The sequence below is a fragment of the Cupriavidus sp. GW823-FHT07B10 genome (assembly GCF_058794355.1).
This window is the reverse complement of the sequence record NZ_JBXAGS010000001.1, coordinates 222,204-240,585: the sequence shown is the minus strand read 5'-3', so window position 1 is coordinate 240,585 and position 18,382 is coordinate 222,204. Positions and strand designations below refer to the sequence as shown.

Below are 18,382 nucleotides of genomic sequence, written 5' to 3'. Positions count from 1 at the left end.
CAACATTTTACTTTAGGCGCCCGCACGGTGCTGGCGCCAGTGGAACCGCGACTCAGGCCTGCTTGATATGGAAGACCTCGACGCCGACCGAATCGCAGTCCGGGTACACGTCGGGCTTCTCGGTCGAGACACGCACCGCGCGCACCTTGGGATGCTTCAGCATGGCGCGCGCGACGTCGTCGCACAAGGTTTCCTGCAGGTGCACGTGGCCCTGCGCCATGCGCTCGGCCACGGTGTTGCGCATGAAGTCGTAGTCGACCACTTCGTCGAGCTTGTCGGCCTGCGGGGTGCTCTGCGCCAGCGGCACGAACAGGTCGATATTGATCAGCACCCGCTGTTCGCCCTTCTTCTCGAATTCGTGCACGCCGATATTGATCTGCACTTCGTAGTTGCGCAGGAACATGCGTCGGCAGTCTTGCAGGCTGGGGTGGGAAAGGGCGGCGAGCATGGTCATGAGCGGGCTGCTGAGGGGGAAAAGGAAGCCGCGCCCGGCGGGCGCGGCACATCAGGCACTACGGTATTCGGTTGCTGGCTTCCAGCTTACTCGGTCAGGAACATCACGTCGCGCGCCAGCGGCATCAGGTGCTGGCCGCCGTCCACATACAGCGTGGTGCCGGTCACGGCGCGCGCCTGCGCCAGGTAGGCCACCGCCTGGGCGATGTCCTCGGGCGTGGATGACTGGCCCAGCGGCGTCACCCGGTGCGCGCGGCGGAAGCTCTGCTCGGACTGCTCGCCCGACACCAGCGTGATACCCGGGGCCACGCCCACCACGCGCAGGCGCGGCGCCAGCGCCTGGGCCAGCTGCACCGTGGCGGTCTGCAGCGCGGCCTTGGACAGCGTGTAGGACAGGAAGTCCGGATTCAGGTTATCCAGCTTCTGGTCCAGCAGGTTGATCACCACCCCGCGCGGTTCGGCGGCCTTGTCCTTGCCGGCGGCGGCGCCCAGCGCCTTGTGCAGTTCCCGCGCCAGCAGCAGCGGCGCGGCGACGTTGGTGCGCATATGCGTATCCAGCGACGCATATGAGAAGCTGGTCGCCACGTCGTACTGGAACAGCGAAGCGTTGTTGACCAGGCAAGCGGGCACGCCCAGCACGGCGGTGCAGTCGGCCACCAGGCGGCCGGTGGCGGCCTCGTCGGCCAGGTCGGCGCGCAGCACCGCGGCACGGCGGCCCAGCGCGCGGATCTGCGTGGCCAGGGCCTCGGCCTCGTCCACCGAGCGATGGCAGTGCACGGCCACGTCCCAGCCCTGCGCCGCCAGTTCAAGCGCGATGGCGCGGCCCAGGCGGCGCGCGCCGCCGGTCACCAGCGCCACGCCGCGGGCGGTGGCGCGCTGGCTACCAGTCTGGCTATGGGTCTGGTCAGCGGTCTGGCTGGCAGGAGTCTTGGATGCGGGCATTGCTACAATCGCAGGATGCAGAAAGCCGCTAGTTTACCCCTTCCCCCCGCCGACGCGCAGGCCGCGTCCGATACCCTTACGGCCCGCATTGGCGAATCCATCGATGCGGCCGGCGGCTGGATCGGCTTTGACCGCTATATGGCGCTGGCACTGTACGCGCCCGGCCTGGGCTATTACAGCGGCGGTTCGGCCAAGTTCGGGCGCGATGCCCGCGACGGCAGCGACTTCATCACCGCCCCGGAACTGAGCCCCTTCTTCGCGCGCACGCTGGCGCGCCAGTTCGCGCCGCTGATGGCACAGGGATTGCCGCGCATGCTGGAATTCGGCGCCGGCACCGGCCGGCTGGCGGCGGACCTGCTGCTGGGGCTGGAGCAGGAAGGCCAGTTGCCGGACACGTACGCCATCGTCGAGCTGTCGGGCGAACTGCGTGCGCGCCAGCAGGCCACGCTGGCGCAGCGCGCGCCGCACCTGGCGGACCGCGTCACCTGGCTCGATACGCTGCCGGCCAGCTTTGAAGGCGTGATCGTCGGCAATGAAGTGCTGGATGCGATGCCGGTGCAGCTCTACGCACGCAGCGGCGGCCGCTGGCATGAGCGCGGCGTAGTGCACAGCGTAGCGCGCAGCGACGATGCCGCCCCCGCCTTCCGCTTCGAGGACCGCCCGCTGGCCGATGCCGACATGCCCGAGGCACTGCGCGCCATCCCCGGCGACCACGACCTCGTCACCGAGACCCATGCCGAGGCCGAGGGCTTTATCCGCGCGGTCGGCGCCATGCTGGCGCGCGGCGCGGCCTTCTTTATCGACTACGGCTTCCCGGCGGGCGAGTACTACCACCCGCAGCGCGCCGGCGGCACGCTGATGTGCCACTACCGCCATCATGCGCACCCGGACCCGTTCCTGTACCCGGGCCTGCAGGACATCACCGCGCACGTGAATTTCAGCGGCATTGCGCTCGCCGCGGTGGATGCGGGACTGACCGTGGCGGGCTTTGCCTCGCAGGCGCGCTTCCTGATGAATGCAGGCATCACCGAGCTGCTGATGGCGCTGGACCCGTCCGACGCCCGCGCCTTCCTGCCGCAGGCCAATGCGGTGCAGAAGCTGTTGTCGGAAGCCGAGATGGGCGAGCTGTTCAAGGTGATCGCGCTCACGCGCGGCCTGGACGACAGCGAACCGATGGACGGCTTTACCCGCGGCGACCGCTGCCATACCTTGTAACGGCACCGGAGCCGCCATGCTGCGCTGGACCCTGACCATTTTCCTGAGCGTGATCATCCTGTCCGCGGCGCTGCCATGGCTGCAGAGGATCGGGCTGGGACGGCTGCCCGGCGACGTGCGCTTCCGCGTTTTCGGGCGCGAATTCGTGCTTCCGTTTGCGTCGACGATCCTGATTTCGCTGATGGCGCTGGCGATCGGCAAGCTGCTGTAGTTTTCGGAATCCCTTCGACGGCAGCGGCATTTCGGCAAGAGTGCCGAATTCGCGGTGTGCGGCTCGCAATGGGACCGCACGCTGAGCTACAAGGTCCGCTGGTTCGGCACGGCCGACCAGTATGCGCAGCGCTTCGAGAAGGAGTACCGCTACGAGGCGCCATACCAGGCAGCCGGGTCCCCCGCCGCGGTGCTGGCCTTCGCCGACGCCTTCGAGCGTGCCGGCTCGTTCGATACGGAGAAGGTCGGCTATGTCCTGGTGGCCGGCCAGCTGGCCATGGCCGGAACGGGTAGCGAACTGGGCCGGGACCCGGAGGTCGGCAGGTTGTTTCTTGGCACCTGAACCACTGCTGCGGCGCGGTGACGCCTTACAAGGAGATCCAAATGTTCAAGCATCTGCTCGTAGCGGTCGACGGCTCGGACCTGTCCGATACGGCCTACCGCAAAGCCATCGCGCTGGCCAGCTCGATACAGGCCCGCCTTACCGCGATCCAGGTCGTTGCGCACTATGACGTGATGCGCCTGCAGACCGCCATGCTCCAGGAAACCCGGCAACGCTTCATGCAGGAAGCCTACCGGCAGGCCGAGGCCTACCTGGCGACGATCGTGCAGGAGGCTGCCGCGGCCGGCGTGCCCTGCGAAATCGCCTGCCCCACCGGCGACCACATCTTCCAGGCCATCGTCGATGAGGCCGAGGCAAGGAAGTGCGACCTGATCGTGATGGCCTCGCACGGGCGGCGCGGGATGCAGGCGCTGGTGATCGGCAGCGAGACGCAGAAGGTGCTCACGCACACGAAGATCCCGGTGCTGGTCTACCGCTAGTGTCCTGTTCCGCAAATACCTTGCCATGAAATCGCCCAGTTGGCCGCCGTGCGTCGTTGCTCGTCGTTGCCATAGCTACGGCTATGGCGCCTCCTCGCGCCTAGCCTGACAGCCAACTGGACAATTTCACTTTGGCAAGTTATCTGCGGAACAGGACCTAGCGCGCCGGTGCGCCCGGTGCGCTGCGCTCAACCGCCGATGCGCGCCGCCACCGCCGCCACGCGCGCCGCTTGGACACGGTCGCGGATCTGGCCGACGTCATCGCCGCAGGCACGCGCGATAGCGCCGGCGTCGACCGCCGCCGCCGCCTCCAGCGCCGCCAGCAGGCGCGCCGCCTGCGGGTAGGCGCTCGACTCGAAGCCCTTGCGCCCGCGCAGGTCGGCCTCGCAGGCCTGCAGCGCCTCGGCGAAGCGTGCCGGCTTGCGCAGCGCATCGCAGCGCTCGAGCAGGCGCATCACCGCCGCGGCGCTGAACTCTTGCGAACGGTGGATATTGCCGTGCTCGCGCGCCACCACCAGCGCCAGGTCGCGGCATTCATTGGGCACGCGCAGGCGCACGCAGACGTCTTCGAGCAGCTGCGCGCTGCGTGATTCGTGACCGATATGGCGCGGCAGCACGTCTGCGGGCGTGGTGCCCTTACCCAGATCATGCACCAGCGCGGCAAAGCGCACCGTGAGCGGCGCGCCCATGGCGGCGGCCTGATCGATCACCATCATCACGTGCACGCCGGTATCGATTTCCGGATGGTAATCGGCGCGCTGGGGCACGCCCCACAGCCGCTCCAGCTCGGGCAGCAGCCGCGCCAGCGCGCCGCATTCGCGCAGCACCTCGAACATGCGCGACGGCTTCGCTTCCATCAGCCCGCGCGCCAGCTCCTGCCAGACGCGCTCGGGCACCAGCGCGTCGACCTCGCCCGCGGCGACCATCTCACGCATCAGCCGCATGGTCTCGGCGGCGACGCCGAATTCATGGAAGCGCGCGGCAAAGCGGGCCACGCGCAGGATGCGCACCGGGTCTTCGGCAAAAGCGTCGGAGACATGGCGGAACAGGCGCGCGGCCAGGTCGCGCTGGCCGCCGTGCGGATCGATGACCGGGCCGGTCAGGTTACCGTCGGCATCGACCGCGCGCGCCATCGCGTTGATGGTGAGGTCGCGCCGCACCAGGTCGTCTTCCAGCGTGACATCGGGCTCGCAATAAAAGGCAAAGCCCTTGTAGCCCATCGCCGTCTTGCGTTCGGTGCGGGCCAGCGCGTATTCCTCTTTGGTGCGCGGATGCAGGAACACCGGGAAGTCCTTGCCGACCGGCTTGTAGCCGGCAGCTTCCATCTGCGCCGGGGTCGCGCCCACTACCACGTAGTCGCGGTCCTGGCTGGGCTTGCCCAGCAATTCGTCGCGGATCGCGCCGCCGACGGCATACACCTGCATCGTTCTGGCCTCGTCATGTGCCGGCGCCCGGACCTGGCCCGCCGGCGGGTATTGCTCAGTGGTTGATGATTATCGCATCGGGACGATCAGGGGCCAGCCGGTAGGGTTCGTCGTCGGCCAGGAAGTCGCGCTCCTCGCGTGCGCCGGCAATCCATTGCTGCATTGCCGGCAGCGCCAGCATGAAGTCGGCGTAGGCCTTGGCGTCCTCGGCGTCATCGGGCAGGTGGATGCCGTAGGTGGCAAAGCGGCTCACCACCGGCGCAAAGAACGCGTCGGCCACGGTGAACCCGCCGAACAGGAACGGCCCGTTCGCGCCGTGCTGCTGGCGCAGCCCTTCCCAGATCGCGGCGATGCGCTCCACGTCGCGCTGCACGGCCACGTTCCAGCCGCGCCCGGGCAGCACCGCGGTCACGTTCATCGGCAACTGGCTGCGCAGGTTGCCGAAGCCCGAATGCATCTCGGCGCAGACGGCGCGCGCCACCGCGCGCTGGGCGCGCTCGGCCGGCCACAGGTTCTTTTCCGGGAAGCGCTCGGCCAGGTATTCGCAGATCGCCAGCGAATCCCACACCGTGACCTCGCCATCGACCAGCGCCGGCACCTTGCCCGCGGGCGAGTAGCGCGCGATCTCGGCGGCGAAGCTGCCGGTGAACAGGCGCACCTGCACTTCTTCGAAATCAATGCCGGCCTGGCGCAGCAACAGCCACGGACGCAGCGACCAGGAGGAATAGTTCTTGTTGCCGATGACAAGCTTCATCGTGGGTCCTTGGGGGAGGAAACGGAGGGAGACGGCGCAGGCGCGGCGCCTGCCGCCTGCAGGACGGCGTGGCGGCCGCGCGCCGGACTGGTCATTCTGCCAGTGCTGCCGCCCGCGTCAAAGTGAATTGCGCTAGCAACCGATATGAAATCCGGTCACATAGGGCGCACCGGGCTGCCGGCGCGTCAGCGGTGCACACTGGCCCGCATATGCGTCATCGCGGTATCGCGGTTGCGCCCGGCCAGCGCGTCGGTCATGACCGACTCCAGGCTGACCGGATGCAGGTTCAGTTCGGGTGCGACCGGGTGCTCCAGCACATTGTCGAGCTGCATCGAGTCGAGGTTGTCGCGCGACAGCATCGGTTCGCCCGGCATATGCTCCATGATGGTGGCCTGCACCCGTGCCAGCGCATCGGGCAGCGCGATCACCGGGCGCGGATGCCCGGAAGCGCGGCCGGCAAAGCGCACCAGCTCTTCCAGTGTATAGACCCGCGGGCCGCCCAACTCATAGCCGTGGCCGATGGTTGCCGGGTTCACCATGGCATTCAGGTAGGCCTGCACCACATCCTGCACGAATACCGGCTGGAAGCGCGCATGCGCGCACGCCAGCGGCACCACCGGGGCCATCTGCTGCATGTGGGCGAACAGGTTCAGGAAATGGTCGTCGGGGCCGAACACCACCGAGGGCCGGAAGATGGTCCAGTCCAGCCCGCTGGCACGCACCACGCGCTCGCCGTCGCCCTTGCTGCGCAGGTACATCGACGGCCCATTGCTGTCCGCGCCCAGCGCGCTCATATGCAACAGCCGGCGCACGCCGGTGGACAGGCACGACGCCGCGATCTGCCGCACCATCTCCACATGCGCGCTGGCAAAGGCTTCGCCGTAGGGGTCGGCGCGCTCGCCGTGCAGCACGCCCACCAGGTTGACGACGATGCCATCCACGCCCAGAGAGCCGATGGCGTCGTCCAGCGCGGCATTGTCGGCCAGGCCCAGCTCCACCACTTCCACGCGCGGCAGCAGCAGCAGATGCTGCGCGTGCTCGATATTGCGCGTGCCGACCACGATGCGGTCGGGGGCGATGGGGGAATCGGGGTTGGCGCCAGGCTCAAGCGGCGCGCCCGAGGCCGAGGCAGCCCCGGCCAGGCGCGAGACGAGGTGGCTGCCGATAAAGCCGGCGCCACCGATAACGAGGACGTTGCTGGTCTGCATGATGCCTCCGTGCCAAGAAAACTGCACGCCGCGGCACCCTGAGCCAGCCCGGGCCCGCCGGATCGTCCCGGCAGGGCCCGTCCTGCCCGCCCCCGCAGGGGCAATTTCAGGGCAGGCTGGTGGTAGTCACCGCCGACGGCGCGACCATGCCCAGGCGCGATTTCAGCGACTGCGGACGGCCACTCATCAATGCAGCATAGTACGTGGCGTTGGAAAGCACATTCTTCACATAGCCGCGCGTTTCATTGAACGGAATGGTCTCTGCAAAGATCGCGCCTTCCACCGGCCGCACCAGTGTGCTGCGCCAGGCCTTGGGCCGGCCCGGGCCGGCGTTGTACGCAGCCGAAGCCAGCGTCCACGAGCTGTCCAGGTCGGTCAGCACCATGTTCAGGTAATTGGTGCCAAGCAGGATGTTGATATTGGGATCGCCCATCATCGACGGCGAAAAGTCGTTCATGCCGATCTTGCGCGCGACGTACTTGGCCGTGGCCGGCATCACCTGCATCAGGCCATGTGCGCCCGCCGACGAGCGCGCATTCATGATGAAGCGCGATTCCTGGCGGATCAGGCCGTAAACCCACGCCATGTCAAGGCCGACATCGTCGGTGGCGCGCTGCATGATGTCGCGGTACGGCATCAGGAAACGCAGCGTGAAATCATGTTCGTTGCGGGTGCGGTCGGCGGAGTTGACGGTGCGGTCCAGCAGCTCCAGGCGGCGCGCATACTCGGCCGCGGCCAGCAGCTCCCGGTCGCTCATATTGCGCAGTTCCCAGTTCCACTCGCGGTTGCCTTCGAAGCGCAGGTTCATGTTGTAGAACTTCTGCGCCCGCTGAAAACCGGGGCGCGAACGCATGGCCATGGCCTCGGCGTCGCTGACGGTGGTGCGCGCCGGCAGCGTGATGCGGTTGCCCAGCTCTTCGCTGGCCAGCTGCCCGTAGAAGTTGAACTGGCCGGCGATCTGCTGGAAGTTCTGCTGGGCCTCGGTGTCGCGGCCGTCGGCCTTGAGCGCACGGCCATACCAGTAGATCCAGGCCGGGTCCTTGGCGCGCAGTTCGGGGCGCATCAGCTCCACCGCCTGGCGCACCTGCTTCCAGTCGCCCTGGCGCAGCGCGGCGCGCACGCGCCATTCCTGGGTGTCGTCGGAGAGCCACTGGTTGCCGCCCAGGTCCATCTGGCGGCGGTAGTAGCCGGCCGCGTCGGGCAACAGCTTCCTGGCCGCGAACTGGCCGATCACGCCCCAGGCCGCGCCCTGCTCGTCGCGCGACAGCGCGCCCTGGGCCGTGCCGAGGTAGGCGGCAGCCTGCGACGGGTCGCTGCGCGCCATCTTGACGATGGTGGCGAGCGTATCGCCATCCGCGCGCGCGTCGGGCACCAGCGCGGCGATCTTGCCGGCCAGCGTGACATAGTTCTGCTCCAGCGCCAGCCGCGCCTGGTAGGCGACATCGCTGCGCTGGATCTGCTGGCTTTGCGCCAGGTAGCCGATCAGGTCGACACAGCCTTCGCCGTAGTACCTGGGGTCGCTCAGCACATTGCGCGCATCGGCGGCCACGTTCTGGCCCTTGAGCGCGCGCGACAGCAGCGCATAGCACTCGACCTGGGTATCGTCCTTGAGCGCGAACTGCGGATATTCGACATCGAAATTGGCCCAGTCGCGCTTCTTGCCCAGCACCAGCAGCCAGTCATTGCGCATGCGGTCGGCAATGGCGTCGCCCTTGTAGCGCTGCAGGAACACGCGCACCTGGTCGTCGGGCGCATCGATGCGCGCCAGGCCGCTGGCGTCGAACAATTGCGGCTTGATGCGGAAGTACTCGACATAGGACGGGACCGGGTAGTCCACCAGCGTGGCCGAGATCGCGTAGGCACGCTCCACGTCGTTCTTGCGCGCGGCTTCGCGCAGCGCGGTGAAGGCCTCGTCGGGATCGCTCGGGATCACCGCCGCCTGCGGGCGCGACACCGCCTGCGGGCGCTTCTGCGCATGGACGGGCGTGACAAGCAGTGCACATGCGAGCGCGATCCAGGCGGCCCGGCCGGCACGCTGCAGATATACTCCCTTCAGCATTCTTTGCTTCCTTGTCGATGACGGCGGCGCCGGCGCCTGCAATCTTGTGCCCAGCCGCGGTTCCGCCGTTCGTGTTGGTTCGGACGAGGGGCATTATCCCACGCCATGTCATCCACTCCTGCCACGACCGCACCCACCCCCGCCGCCGAAGACCGTCGCGCCCTGCGCACGCAGTTGCTGGCGCAGCGCGCCGCCCTGCCCGCACGCGCCGAAGCCGACGCCCGCATCGCCGCCGCGCTGTCCGGATTGCTGGCCGGCCTGGCCGTGCGCTGCCTCGGTTTCTACTGGCCGATCCAGCAGGAGTTCGACGCACGCGACGCGGTCGGCATCTGGCTCGCCGCCATGCCTGGCCGCAGCGCCGCGCTGCCGTCGGTCAGCCGCCCGGGCGCGCCGCTGGATTTCCACCTGTGGACACCGGACACGCCCATGGCCACCGGCCACTACGGCATCCCGGTGCCGGACGGCACTGAGGCCGCGACGCCCGATGCGCTGCTCATTCCCTGTGTCGGGTTCAGCCCGGACAAGTTCCGCCTGGGCTACGGCGGCGGCTTCTACGACCGCACGCTGGCGGCCATGGCGCAGCGGCCGGTGGCGATCGGCATTGGCTACGAAAACTGCCGGGCACCGTTGCAGGCGCAGCCGCATGACATCGCCATGGACTGGATCGTCACGGAATCCGGCGCGTTCTAACCTTGCTTGGCCTCGTCGCGCCGCACCAGCTCGTCCACCAGCGCACGCATGCAGCGCCAGTGCGAGCCCTCCCAGAACACGCGCCGGCACTGGTCGCAGGTGACAAAGCTGCGATGGCGCTCCAGCACCCCTTGCGGCACGCGCCCGGCCGCACCCGCCGCATCCAGCGAGCGCAGCGGCGCATTGCAGTCCAGGCATAGCGAAAACGGCCGTGCGCTGCGCGCCAGGTCCAGCCGCGCAAAGATCTCCCGCACCTGCAGTTGCGACTTGATCGCGCGCACATAGCAGCCGTGGGTGATGCCGCGGCGCTTGAGCAGCTCGCGGTCGCGCGTCAGCACGACGCGGCCCTGGTCGACGGCGATGCGCTCGATCTCGCTGTCTTCGAAATGGTTGTCGTAGAGGGTGTCGAAGCCGGTCATGCGCAGCAGGTGCGCCAGGCCGCCCAGGTGCGCATCGGCGACAAAGCGCATCACCCGCAGCGGCTGCTCGCGTACCCGCAGCAGCGGGGACACGTCGAGCCGTTCGAACTTGGGATAGACCGAGACCCGGTCGCCATCGCACAGCTGCCGCTCGAACCCGGACGATTCGCCATTGACCAGGATCAGCTCGACTTCGGTATGCGGCACGCCAAGCGCCTCGATCATGTGCTTGACCGTGGCGGCGCGCGCGCAGGCGCAGGACAGGTCACGCCGGCGCTGGTCCGGCGCGAGGAAGTCGTTCAGTTCCTCGTAGAAGCGGAAGGTGGCGGTGACCATGGTGCCGAGTATGGCACCGATCGCAGGCATCGTGGGAGCACCACAAGCGCCCGCAGCAGGCTCCCCTCGCCCGCTTGCGGGAGAGGGGAGCAAACACTCAGCCCGCATTCCCCAGCCGCAGCGCCGCCTCCACCGCCAGCTTCGCCCATGGCGTCATCGCGCCAGGCGATTCCAGCGCCGCCGGCGGCAGGCTCAGGTAGTGGCGCATGGTGACCTCACGCTTTGCCGACTGGTAGCGGAAGGGTTCGCTGCCCTCGGCCTCGAACTTGCCGCGCGTGGCGTCATCCGCCTTCAGGTAGCAGGTGCCTCCCGACACCAGCGCAAACATCAGCCCGTCATAGAACAGGCCATGGCCGCCAAACATGCGCTTGGCCGTAATGGGACCGATGCGCGCCGCCAGCGGCCCCATCAGCTCGAGCAGATGTTCGATGAAGGGATCGGGGCGGCGCGTGGCCATGGCGGCCTTTACAGCTTCAGGCGCTGCCAGATCGCCTTGGTGGCGCCGGCGGCATTGAGCGTGTAGAAGTGCAGGCCCGGCACGCCCGCTGCGAGCAGGCGCTCGCACAGCGCGGTGACCACGTCCAGGCCGAAGGCGCGGATCGATTCGCGGTCGTCGCCGAAGCTCTCCAGCCGCTTGGCCACCCAGCGCGGCACTTCGGCGCCGCACGACTCGGAGAAGCGCATCAGCTGCGTGTAGTTGGTGATCGGCATGATGCCCGGCACGATCGGCACCTCGAGGCCGGTCGCGCGCACGTCATCGACAAAGCGGAAGTAGGCGTCAGCGTTGTAGAAATACTGCGTGATCGCCGAGTTGGCGCCGGCCTTGACCTTGCGCACGAAGTTCTCGAGATCGTGGCGCGGAGACTTGGCCTGCGGGTGGTACTCCGGGTAGGCCGCGACTTCGATGTTGAACCAGTCGCCGGTCTCGGCACGGATAAACTCGACCAGTTCGTTGGCGTAGCGGAACTCGCCGATCTCGCCCATGCCCGAGGGCATGTCGCCGCGCAGCGCGACGATATGGCGGATGCCGCCGTCGCGGTACTGCTGCAGGATAGCGCGGATGCTCTCGCGCGACGAGCCCACGCACGACAGGTGCGGCGCGGCCTCGATGCCTTCGCGCTGGATTTCCAGCACCGCGTCCAGCGTGCCCTGCTGCGTGGTGCCGCCGGCGCCGAACGTCACCGAGATGTACTTGGGCTTGAGCGGGGCCAGCTGCGCACGCGTGTTGCGCAGTTTCTCCGTGCCCTCCGCCGTCTTGGGCGGGAAGAATTCAAAGCTGAAGTAGCGGTCTTGCATGATGGTGGCGCACCGCGTTGGCGCGGCGCGCGGTATGGGATTCGTGTCAGTGCAGGCCGCGTCAGGCGGTGCGTTCGCCCAGCAGCAGGCTGGCCAGCAGCCACGAGATCACGCTGTACAGGATGGAGCCCAGCAGGGCCGCCCAGAAACCGCCGACGGTAAAGCCCGACAGCAGGTTGCCGACAAACAGGAACAGCAGCGCGTTGATGACGAAGATAAACAGCCCCAGCGTCAGCAGCGTGACCGGCAGCGTCAGGATCACCAGGATCGGACGGATCAGCGTATTGACCAGGCCCAGCACCAGCGCCGCCAGCATCGCCGAGCCAAAGCTCTGGATGTGGATCGACGAGATGATGTATGGCAGCACGAACAGCGCAACAGCGTTGATGATCCAGACGACCAGTAATCTCATGACGGCTCCTTGAATGTGGTTTCTCCCCCTCTCCCGCAAACGGGAGGGGGAGCCCTGCCTTCCTGTGCGGATCAGTAGCGGTAGTGGTCGGCCTTGTACGGGCCTTCCTTCTTCACGCCGATGTACGCGGCCTGCTGTTCGGTCAGCTCGGTCAGCTGCGCGTTCAGCTTGCGCAGCTGCAGGCGCGCCACCTTCTCGTCCAGGTGCTTGGGCAGCGTGTAGACGCCGACCGGGTACTTGCCGCTGTCGCGTTCCTGCCAGAGTTCGATCTGGGCGATGGTCTGGTTGGCGAACGAGCTGCTCATCACGTACGACGGGTGGCCGGTGGCGCAGCCCAGGTTCACCAGGCGGCCCTTGGCCAGGATGATCAGCTTCTTGCCGTCCGGGAACTTGACGTGATCGACCTGCGGCTTGATCTCATCCCATTCGTACTTCTCGATCGAGGCGATGTCGATCTCGTTGTCGAAGTGGCCGATATTGCAGACGATGGCCTGGTCCTTCATCTTCGCCATGTGGTCATGGGTGATGACATGGTAGTTGCCGGTGCAGGTGACGAAGATATCGCCATGCTCGGCGGCGTAGTCCATGGTCACCACGCGGTAGCCTTCCATCGCGGCCTGCAGCGCGCAGATCGGGTCGATCTCGGTCACCCACACCTGGGCCGACAGCGCGCGCAGCGCCTGTGCGCTGCCCTTGCCCACGTCGCCGTAGCCGGCCACGATGGCAACCTTGCCGGCGATCATCACGTCGGTGGCGCGCTTGATGCCGTCCACCAGCGACTCGCGGCAGCCGTACAGGTTGTCGAACTTGCTCTTGGTCACCGAGTCGTTGACGTTGATGGCCGGGAAGCGCAGTTCGCCCTTCTGGGCCATCTGGTACAGGCGGTGCACGCCGGTGGTGGTTTCCTCGGTCACGCCGCGGATGGCTGCCAGGTTGCGGCTGTACCAGCTCGGGTCCTTGGCCAGCTTTTCCTTGATCGCGGCAAACAGGTAGGTTTCTTCCTCGCTGGTGGCCTTGGCAATCACGGACTGGTCCTTCTCGGCGCGCGCGCCCAGGTGCAGCAGCAGCGTGGCGTCGCCGCCGTCATCCAGGATCATGTTGGGGGTGCCGCCGTCCGCCCAGTCGAAGATGCGGTGGGTGAAGTCCCAGTATTCCTTCAGCGATTCGCCCTTGAACGCGAACACGGGCGTGCCGCCTGCGGCGATCGCGGCAGCGGCGTGGTCCTGCGTCGAGAAGATGTTGCACGAGGCCCAGCGCACGTCGGCGCCCAGTGCCTTGAGCGTCTCGATCAGCACGGCGGTCTGGATCGTCATGTGCAGCGAGCCGGCAATGCGCGCGCCCTTGAGCGGCTGCGCCGCTGCGAATTCGTCGCGGATCGCCATCAGGCCGGGCATCTCGGTCTCGGCAATGGCGATTTCCTTGCGGCCCCAGCCGGCCAGGTTGATGTCGGCGACGAGGTAGTCTTGCTTCAGGTCGGTCACAGCGTTCATGTTTCACTCCCGGTGAAGAGTGGCACGCAGGTGACGAGTACGGGGAATCTGGCAGCCGTGGCATGGCGCAAGGGCACATGCGAAGCACGCGGATAGGTCGACTCGCCTCCGTGCGGACCACGGATCAGCGAGCGCCGTTGAAGACAGTCCGAGCCTGGCGGATGGCATGGGGCGGCTGTGCCGCCGGCCGCGCGATGTGCTTCGCAGGCCTCCATCCGTTGCAACGCTCCTCGGAGTGGCGGTATTGTAGCGTGCCCGGGCGCCTTGCGCACCGGCTCCCTCCGATTCCTGCACAGATGATCCCAACGCCACCCCGTACCCTGACCATCGCCGGTTCCGACTCCGGCGGCGGCGCCGGCATCCAGGCCGACCTGAAGACCTTTTCCGCGCTGGGTTGCTTCGGCATGAGCGCCATCACCGCGATCACCGCGCAGAACACGCTGGGCGTGACCGGCGTGCACGCCATTCCCGCCGACATGGTGGCCGCGCAGATCGATGCCGTGGCCAGCGATATCGGCATGGACGCGGCCAAGACCGGCATGCTGGGCACCGCCGCCATCGTCGAGGCCGTGGCCGCGGCGGCTGACCGGCACGGCATCAGCAAGCTGGTGGTGGACCCGGTGATGATCTCGACCTCGGGCGCGACGCTGTCCGATGACGCCACCACGCAGGCGATGGTGCGGCTGCTGTTCCCGCGCGCGCTGCTGGTCACGCCCAACCTGCCCGAGGCTTCCTACCTGCTGGGCCGCAGGATCACGCGCCGTGCGGAGATGGAACAGGCCGCCGCCGACCTGATCGCGATGGGCTGCCCCGCGGTGCTGCTCAAGGGCGGCCACCTGGAAGACGGTGCCGCCGCCGGCGGCCTGGATGACCTGCTGATGCTGGCCGACGGCAGCGTGCGCGTGTTCACGCATCCGCGTGTCGATACCCGCAACCTGCACGGCACCGGCTGCACGCTGGCCGCCGCGATTGCCGCGCAGCTTGCGCGCGGCGATGCGCTGGAGCCGGCGGTGGGCACGGCGCTGGACTACGTGGCGCAGGCCATCGCGGCGGGCGCGGGGCTGCGGCTGGGTGCCGGCAACGGCCCGCTGAACCACTTGTTCGCGCCGCGCGCGCTGGGTTGACGGACATGCCGATGCTGGCCGATATCGACCTGCGCAGCGACCCGGCTGCCGCGTTCTACCTCAAGCATGAAGTTGTCGACGTGGTGTTCGCCACCGAACCCGGCGAGCTGATCAGCCGCGAGGGACCCAACCGCTACCAACCTGGCGATGCGCTGATCACCAGTCGCGGCGGCGACCGCTGGTGCGTCTCGCGCGACCGCTTCGACCCGAAATACGAGGCCGTGCCGCCGCTGGCGCACGGCCAGGACGGCGCCTACCGCAACAAGCCGATCCCGGTACTGGCGCGCGAAATGCACGAGGCCTTCAGCATCGCGCGCAGCGCCGGCGGCGACGTGCTGCACGGCAAGCCGGGCGACTGGCTGATGCAATACGCGCCCGGCGACTATGGCATCACCGAGCGCGCTCGTTTCGAACAGGTGTACCGGCCGCTGCAGGACTGAGCGACCAGGCCGATGCCGGGGTCAGTTGCCGCCGGCGGACAGCGGCACCAGCTTGAACGCGGCCCGCGCCACGCACACCACGGTGCCGGCAGCATCCTTGACCTCGCCCTCGCAGAATGCAATGCGCGCGCCGCGGCGCAGGCAGCGCGCCTCCAGCATCAGCTCGCCGCGCGCTGCCGCCAGGAAATGCGTGGACATGTCGATCGTGATCACGCCGGTTTCCAGCGGCGCATGCGAGCGCGCGGCGCCGCTCAGGGTGAAGTCCAGCGTCGCCATCAGCGTGCCGCCATGCACATCGCCGCGGCTGTTGACCAGCGACGGGTGCGCCGGCAGCCGCGTGCGGCAATAGCCCTCCTCGATAAGCTCCGGCTGCAGGCCGAAATAGCGCATCAGCGGCACGTCGATGCCGAAGTAGGGCTTCTCGGGCGTGCCGGGGGCGACGGGGGTGATTTCGGGGGCGGTCTGGCTGGACATGATGGGGGATGCTGGGTGGTTGGCGGGGGAATGCTGCCCAACATCATAACGGCGGGGTCCCGTTCGGTTCCCGCGGCTGGGCGAATGTCGCACAAATCCTGGCACCGCGCGCGCCCTTCAGAGCACCTGCCGCATCGCCACCCGCTGCCGCAGCCCCGCAGCACGCTGCGCCGCCAATGCATCGGCCAGCAGCGGACACAGCTCGTCGTCACGCAACTGGCGAAACCCGAGCGATGCATAGAACGGCGCATTCCAGGGCAGGTGGGCAAACGTGGTCAGGTTGAGCGAGTGCGATCCCCCCGCCCGCGCCCAGCCCTGCACCGCCCCTACCAGCGCCCGCCCAATGCCGCGGCGCCCGTGGTCGGGGTGCACATCCATTTCATCAAGGTAGGCGCACTCGCCGTTGCGGCTGGCCAGCGCAAAGCCGGCCAGTTCCCCATCGCGCTCGGCTACCCACAGGCGCGCTTCGCGCTGCGCGGCGGCCAGCACCGGCTCGGGCGTGCTGACCAGGCGCAGCAGTGCCGGCAGGTCCGTATCAGGGAAGAGCGCCGCGGCGGCCAGTTCGATATCGGCCAGGCGCGGCACCTCGTCCGCCGCTGCCAGGCGGATGTGCGCAGCAGCAGCCATGGCTGGCTCCGCGCTCAGGCAGCCGGGAACAGGCTGATCAGTTGGGCCACCGCGGCCGGCACGTCGTCAGCCTCGGTCACCGCGCGCACCACGGAGGCACTGCCGACGCCCACCGCCAGCACCTCGCGCATATTGGCCGCGTTGACGCCGCCGATGCCCACCAGCGACGGGATCACCGGCTGCATCAGCTTCACGTAGGCGCGGAAGCGGCCCATGCCCTGCGGCTGGGTCGGCATCACCTTGGTGGTGGTCGGGAAGATCGCGCCCAGCGCCAGGTAGCTGGGGCGGATCGCGGCCACACGCAGCATCTCGGCATAGCCATGGGTGGAGACACCCAGGCGCAGGCCCGAAGCGCGGATCGCATCGAGGTCGGCATCATCCAGGTCTTCCTGGCCAAGGTGGATGCCGTAGATGCCGCTCTGATCGCCGCCGTTGGCGGCGCGGTAGTCGATCGCGGCCTGCCAGTGGTCGTTGACGAACAGGCGCGAAGACGAGCCCTGCATGGCCTTCGCCGCGCGTGCGATCTCGGCGCGCACCGCGGCCGGGTCTTCGGACTTGAAGCGCAGCTGCACCGTCGGTACGTTCAGTGGCGCCAGGCGCTCGATCCATTCGGCGCTTGGCACCACCACGTACAGGCCCAGCGCGGGGCACGGCGCGAACGGCGCCGCGGCCTGCTCGGGTGCCACCAGGGCGGCGTGCCGTACATGCGGGAAGCGGGCAAAGTCAGACGGCCAGTCGGCCGAGCCCGGCTCCCAGGCGCGCGCCAGGCACAGCGCGTCGTGCGCGGGGAAATGCAGCGCCAGGCTGGCCAGCAGCACCGCGACGAAGGCGGGCGAATGCGGCTGGTCGGTGTCGGCGGCGACGGAGAAGACCCACGTGCCCATCGGCGAGCGCACGGTGTCGATCCACTGGCCGCCCTCGCGATCGGTCTCGATCAGCGTGGCGCCCGCGGCGGCGACGCGCGCGATCGTGCCTGCGTCGGCTTCGCCGTCGAACAGCAGCACGTCGTGGGCGCCGGGTTGCGCGGGCGCGTCGGCCAGGCGCCAGGCCTGCCACGGCTTGTCATCGACGCCGAAGGTCTCGCCATAGTGTTCCAGCACCGCCTGGCGCAGCGGGCCGTCGCTGGCGGCATGCACGGCGCGGCGGGTCATGCGCGCTGCTCCGTGCTGTCGGCGTGCCAGAACGGCATGCCGACCACCGGGGTGCTGGCCTGCGCCACCTCGCGCTCGGGCATCGGCCCGGCCAGGTAGGCGGTGCGGCCAGCCTCAACGGCCTGCGCAAAGGCGCGCGCCATATTGACCGGGTAGGCGGCCTGCGCCACCGCGGTATTGAGCAGCACGCCGTCGTAGCCCCACTCCAGCACCTGCGCCGCATGCGACGGCAGGCCCAGGCCGGCATCGACGATCAGCGGCGTGTCGGGCAGGCGCTCGCGCAGCACGCGCATCGCGTGCGGGTTGACCGCGCCGCGGCCGGTGCCGATCGGCGCGGCCCATGGCATCAGCGCCTGGCAGCCCACGTCGAGCAGGCGGCGGCACAGCACCAGGTCCTCGGTGCAGTACGGCAGCACCTTGAAGCCTTCCTTGATCAGGGTCTCGGCCACGGCCGGCAGGTTCAGCGTATCGGGCTGCAGCGTGTAGTCGTCGCCGATCAGCTCCAGCTTGATCCACGGTGTTTCGAAGACCTCGCGCGCCATCATCGCAGTGGTGATCACTTCCTGCGCGGTGAAGCAGCCGGCGGTATTGGGCAGCACCGGCACGTCCAGCGCCTTGAGCATCTGCCAGAAGGCCTGGCCGCCCTCGCCGGCGCCGACCGCGCCCTGGCGGCGCAGCGCAACGGTGATCATGGCGGGCCTGGAGGCCTGCACGGCCGCCTCCAGCGTGGCCGGCGACGGGTAGCGCGCGGTGCCCAGCAGCAGGCGCGAGCCGAACGACTCGCCATACAGCACGAACGGGTCGCGCAAGGTTTCGGAAGGTTCGAATGTCATGGG

General features: G+C 68.3%; 22 protein-coding genes and 1 riboswitch. Of the genes, 7 read left to right on the top strand and 15 right to left on the bottom strand.

The window, feature by feature from the left end:
- Nucleotides 1–52: 52 nt before the first annotated feature.
- A complete protein-coding gene (locus AC1Q6V_RS01230) occupies nt 53–454 on the bottom strand; it encodes a dihydroneopterin aldolase (RefSeq protein WP_011614433.1) in 402 nt (133 codons plus the stop codon).
- Nucleotides 455–540: 86 nt separating this feature from the next.
- Complete coding sequence (locus tag AC1Q6V_RS01225; RefSeq protein WP_010813346.1) at nt 541–1,395, bottom strand: SDR family oxidoreductase; 855 nt, start codon at nt 1,393–1,395, stop codon at nt 541–543.
- 15 nt (nt 1,396–1,410) lie between these two features.
- Between AC1Q6V_RS01225 and AC1Q6V_RS01220 the strand changes: the two genes are divergently transcribed.
- Genes AC1Q6V_RS01220 through AC1Q6V_RS01205 form a run of 4 tightly spaced genes read left to right on the top strand, consistent with a single transcriptional unit; the run spans nt 1,411 to nt 3,642 of the window.
- On the top strand, nt 1,411–2,610 hold the full coding sequence (locus AC1Q6V_RS01220) for a class I SAM-dependent methyltransferase (protein ID WP_010813345.1): 1,200 nt from the start codon (nt 1,411–1,413) through the stop codon (nt 2,608–2,610).
- A gap of 16 nt (nt 2,611–2,626) precedes the next feature.
- Nucleotides 2,627–2,821, top strand: a complete 195-nt coding sequence (locus AC1Q6V_RS01215) for a DUF2905 domain-containing protein (protein WP_010813344.1) — start codon at nt 2,627–2,629, stop codon at nt 2,819–2,821.
- Between the two features lie 54 nt (nt 2,822–2,875).
- Nucleotides 2,876–3,163, top strand: a complete 288-nt coding sequence (locus tag AC1Q6V_RS01210; RefSeq protein ID WP_454750265.1) for a hypothetical protein — start codon at nt 2,876–2,878, stop codon at nt 3,161–3,163.
- A 41-nt stretch (nt 3,164–3,204) separates the two neighbouring features.
- Nucleotides 3,205–3,642, top strand: a complete 438-nt coding sequence (locus AC1Q6V_RS01205; protein WP_010813342.1) for a universal stress protein — start codon at nt 3,205–3,207, stop codon at nt 3,640–3,642.
- 188 nt (nt 3,643–3,830) lie between these two features.
- Here the strand turns inward: AC1Q6V_RS01205 and AC1Q6V_RS01200 are convergent, their stop codons facing one another.
- The 4 genes from AC1Q6V_RS01200 to AC1Q6V_RS01185 form a co-directional block, all read right to left on the bottom strand.
- A complete protein-coding gene (locus tag AC1Q6V_RS01200) occupies nt 3,831–5,066 on the bottom strand; it encodes a multifunctional CCA addition/repair protein (RefSeq protein WP_011614431.1) in 1,236 nt (411 codons plus the stop codon).
- A 55-nt stretch (nt 5,067–5,121) separates the two neighbouring features.
- Nucleotides 5,122–5,820, bottom strand: a complete 699-nt coding sequence (locus tag AC1Q6V_RS01195) for a glutathione S-transferase family protein (RefSeq protein WP_011614430.1) — start codon at nt 5,818–5,820, stop codon at nt 5,122–5,124.
- Nucleotides 5,821–6,005: 185 nt separating this feature from the next.
- On the bottom strand, nt 6,006–7,028 hold the full coding sequence (locus tag AC1Q6V_RS01190; RefSeq protein ID WP_011614429.1) for a complex I NDUFA9 subunit family protein: 1,023 nt from the start codon (nt 7,026–7,028) through the stop codon (nt 6,006–6,008).
- A gap of 106 nt (nt 7,029–7,134) precedes the next feature.
- Nucleotides 7,135–9,087 (bottom strand): lytic transglycosylase domain-containing protein, encoded by a 1,953-nt coding sequence (locus AC1Q6V_RS01185; RefSeq protein ID WP_010813338.1) that lies wholly within the window; start codon nt 9,085–9,087, stop codon nt 7,135–7,137.
- 105 nt (nt 9,088–9,192) lie between these two features.
- Between AC1Q6V_RS01185 and AC1Q6V_RS01180 the strand changes: the two genes are divergently transcribed.
- On the top strand, nt 9,193–9,777 hold the full coding sequence (locus AC1Q6V_RS01180; RefSeq protein ID WP_011614428.1) for a 5-formyltetrahydrofolate cyclo-ligase: 585 nt from the start codon (nt 9,193–9,195) through the stop codon (nt 9,775–9,777).
- On the opposite strand, the gene AC1Q6V_RS01175 is transcribed toward AC1Q6V_RS01180, so the two are convergent.
- The 5 genes from AC1Q6V_RS01175 to ahcY all read right to left on the bottom strand — a co-directional run bounded on the left by AC1Q6V_RS01175 (nt 9,774) and on the right by ahcY (nt 13,730).
- Nucleotides 9,774–10,532: a Mut7-C RNAse domain-containing protein gene (locus AC1Q6V_RS01175; protein ID WP_011614427.1), complete on the bottom strand. Its 759-nt coding sequence runs from the start codon at nt 10,530–10,532 to the stop codon at nt 9,774–9,776. The genes AC1Q6V_RS01180 and AC1Q6V_RS01175 overlap by 4 nt on opposite strands.
- Nucleotides 10,533–10,629: 97 nt before the next feature.
- Complete coding sequence (locus tag AC1Q6V_RS01170) at nt 10,630–10,989, bottom strand: TfoX/Sxy family protein (protein WP_058698558.1); 360 nt, start codon at nt 10,987–10,989, stop codon at nt 10,630–10,632.
- Between the two features lie 8 nt (nt 10,990–10,997).
- The gene (gene metF / locus AC1Q6V_RS01165) at nt 10,998–11,828 is read right to left on the bottom strand and encodes a methylenetetrahydrofolate reductase [NAD(P)H] (protein WP_011614425.1); all 831 of its coding nucleotides are present in this window, start codon (nt 11,826–11,828) and stop codon (nt 10,998–11,000) included.
- A 61-nt stretch (nt 11,829–11,889) separates the two neighbouring features.
- Nucleotides 11,890–12,240 (bottom strand): phage holin family protein, encoded by a 351-nt coding sequence (locus AC1Q6V_RS01160; protein ID WP_011614424.1) that lies wholly within the window; start codon nt 12,238–12,240, stop codon nt 11,890–11,892.
- Between the two features lie 71 nt (nt 12,241–12,311).
- The gene (gene ahcY, locus AC1Q6V_RS01155) at nt 12,312–13,730 is read right to left on the bottom strand and encodes an adenosylhomocysteinase (RefSeq protein ID WP_011614423.1); all 1,419 of its coding nucleotides are present in this window, start codon (nt 13,728–13,730) and stop codon (nt 12,312–12,314) included.
- 122 nt (nt 13,731–13,852) lie between these two features.
- Nucleotides 13,853–13,968, bottom strand: a riboswitch (S-adenosyl-L-homocysteine riboswitch).
- Nucleotides 13,969–14,026: 58 nt separating this feature from the next.
- On the opposite strand from ahcY, the gene thiD reads away from it, so the two are divergent.
- Together thiD and AC1Q6V_RS01145 are read left to right on the top strand one after the other, a co-directional pair.
- A complete protein-coding gene (gene thiD, locus AC1Q6V_RS01150; RefSeq protein WP_051398454.1) occupies nt 14,027–14,854 on the top strand; it encodes a bifunctional hydroxymethylpyrimidine kinase/phosphomethylpyrimidine kinase in 828 nt (275 codons plus the stop codon).
- Nucleotides 14,855–14,859: 5 nt separating this feature from the next.
- A complete protein-coding gene (locus AC1Q6V_RS01145) occupies nt 14,860–15,294 on the top strand; it encodes a PGDYG domain-containing protein (protein ID WP_011614421.1) in 435 nt (144 codons plus the stop codon).
- A 21-nt stretch (nt 15,295–15,315) separates the two neighbouring features.
- On the opposite strand, the gene AC1Q6V_RS01140 is transcribed toward AC1Q6V_RS01145, so the two are convergent.
- The 4 genes from AC1Q6V_RS01140 to AC1Q6V_RS01125 form a co-directional block, all read right to left on the bottom strand.
- Nucleotides 15,316–15,768, bottom strand: coding sequence for a PaaI family thioesterase (locus AC1Q6V_RS01140; RefSeq protein ID WP_010813329.1), 453 nt, complete (start codon nt 15,766–15,768; stop codon nt 15,316–15,318).
- Nucleotides 15,769–15,885: 117 nt separating this feature from the next.
- Nucleotides 15,886–16,395: a GNAT family N-acetyltransferase gene (locus AC1Q6V_RS01135; protein WP_010813328.1), complete on the bottom strand. Its 510-nt coding sequence runs from the start codon at nt 16,393–16,395 to the stop codon at nt 15,886–15,888.
- A gap of 14 nt (nt 16,396–16,409) precedes the next feature.
- Nucleotides 16,410–17,546, bottom strand: coding sequence for a thiamine phosphate synthase (locus AC1Q6V_RS01130; protein WP_454750760.1), 1,137 nt, complete (start codon nt 17,544–17,546; stop codon nt 16,410–16,412).
- A complete protein-coding gene (locus tag AC1Q6V_RS01125) occupies nt 17,543–18,379 on the bottom strand; it encodes a thiazole synthase (RefSeq protein ID WP_010813326.1) in 837 nt (278 codons plus the stop codon). Before AC1Q6V_RS01125 ends, AC1Q6V_RS01130 begins: the two co-directional genes overlap by 4 nt.
- Nucleotides 18,380–18,382 lie beyond the last annotated feature (3 nt).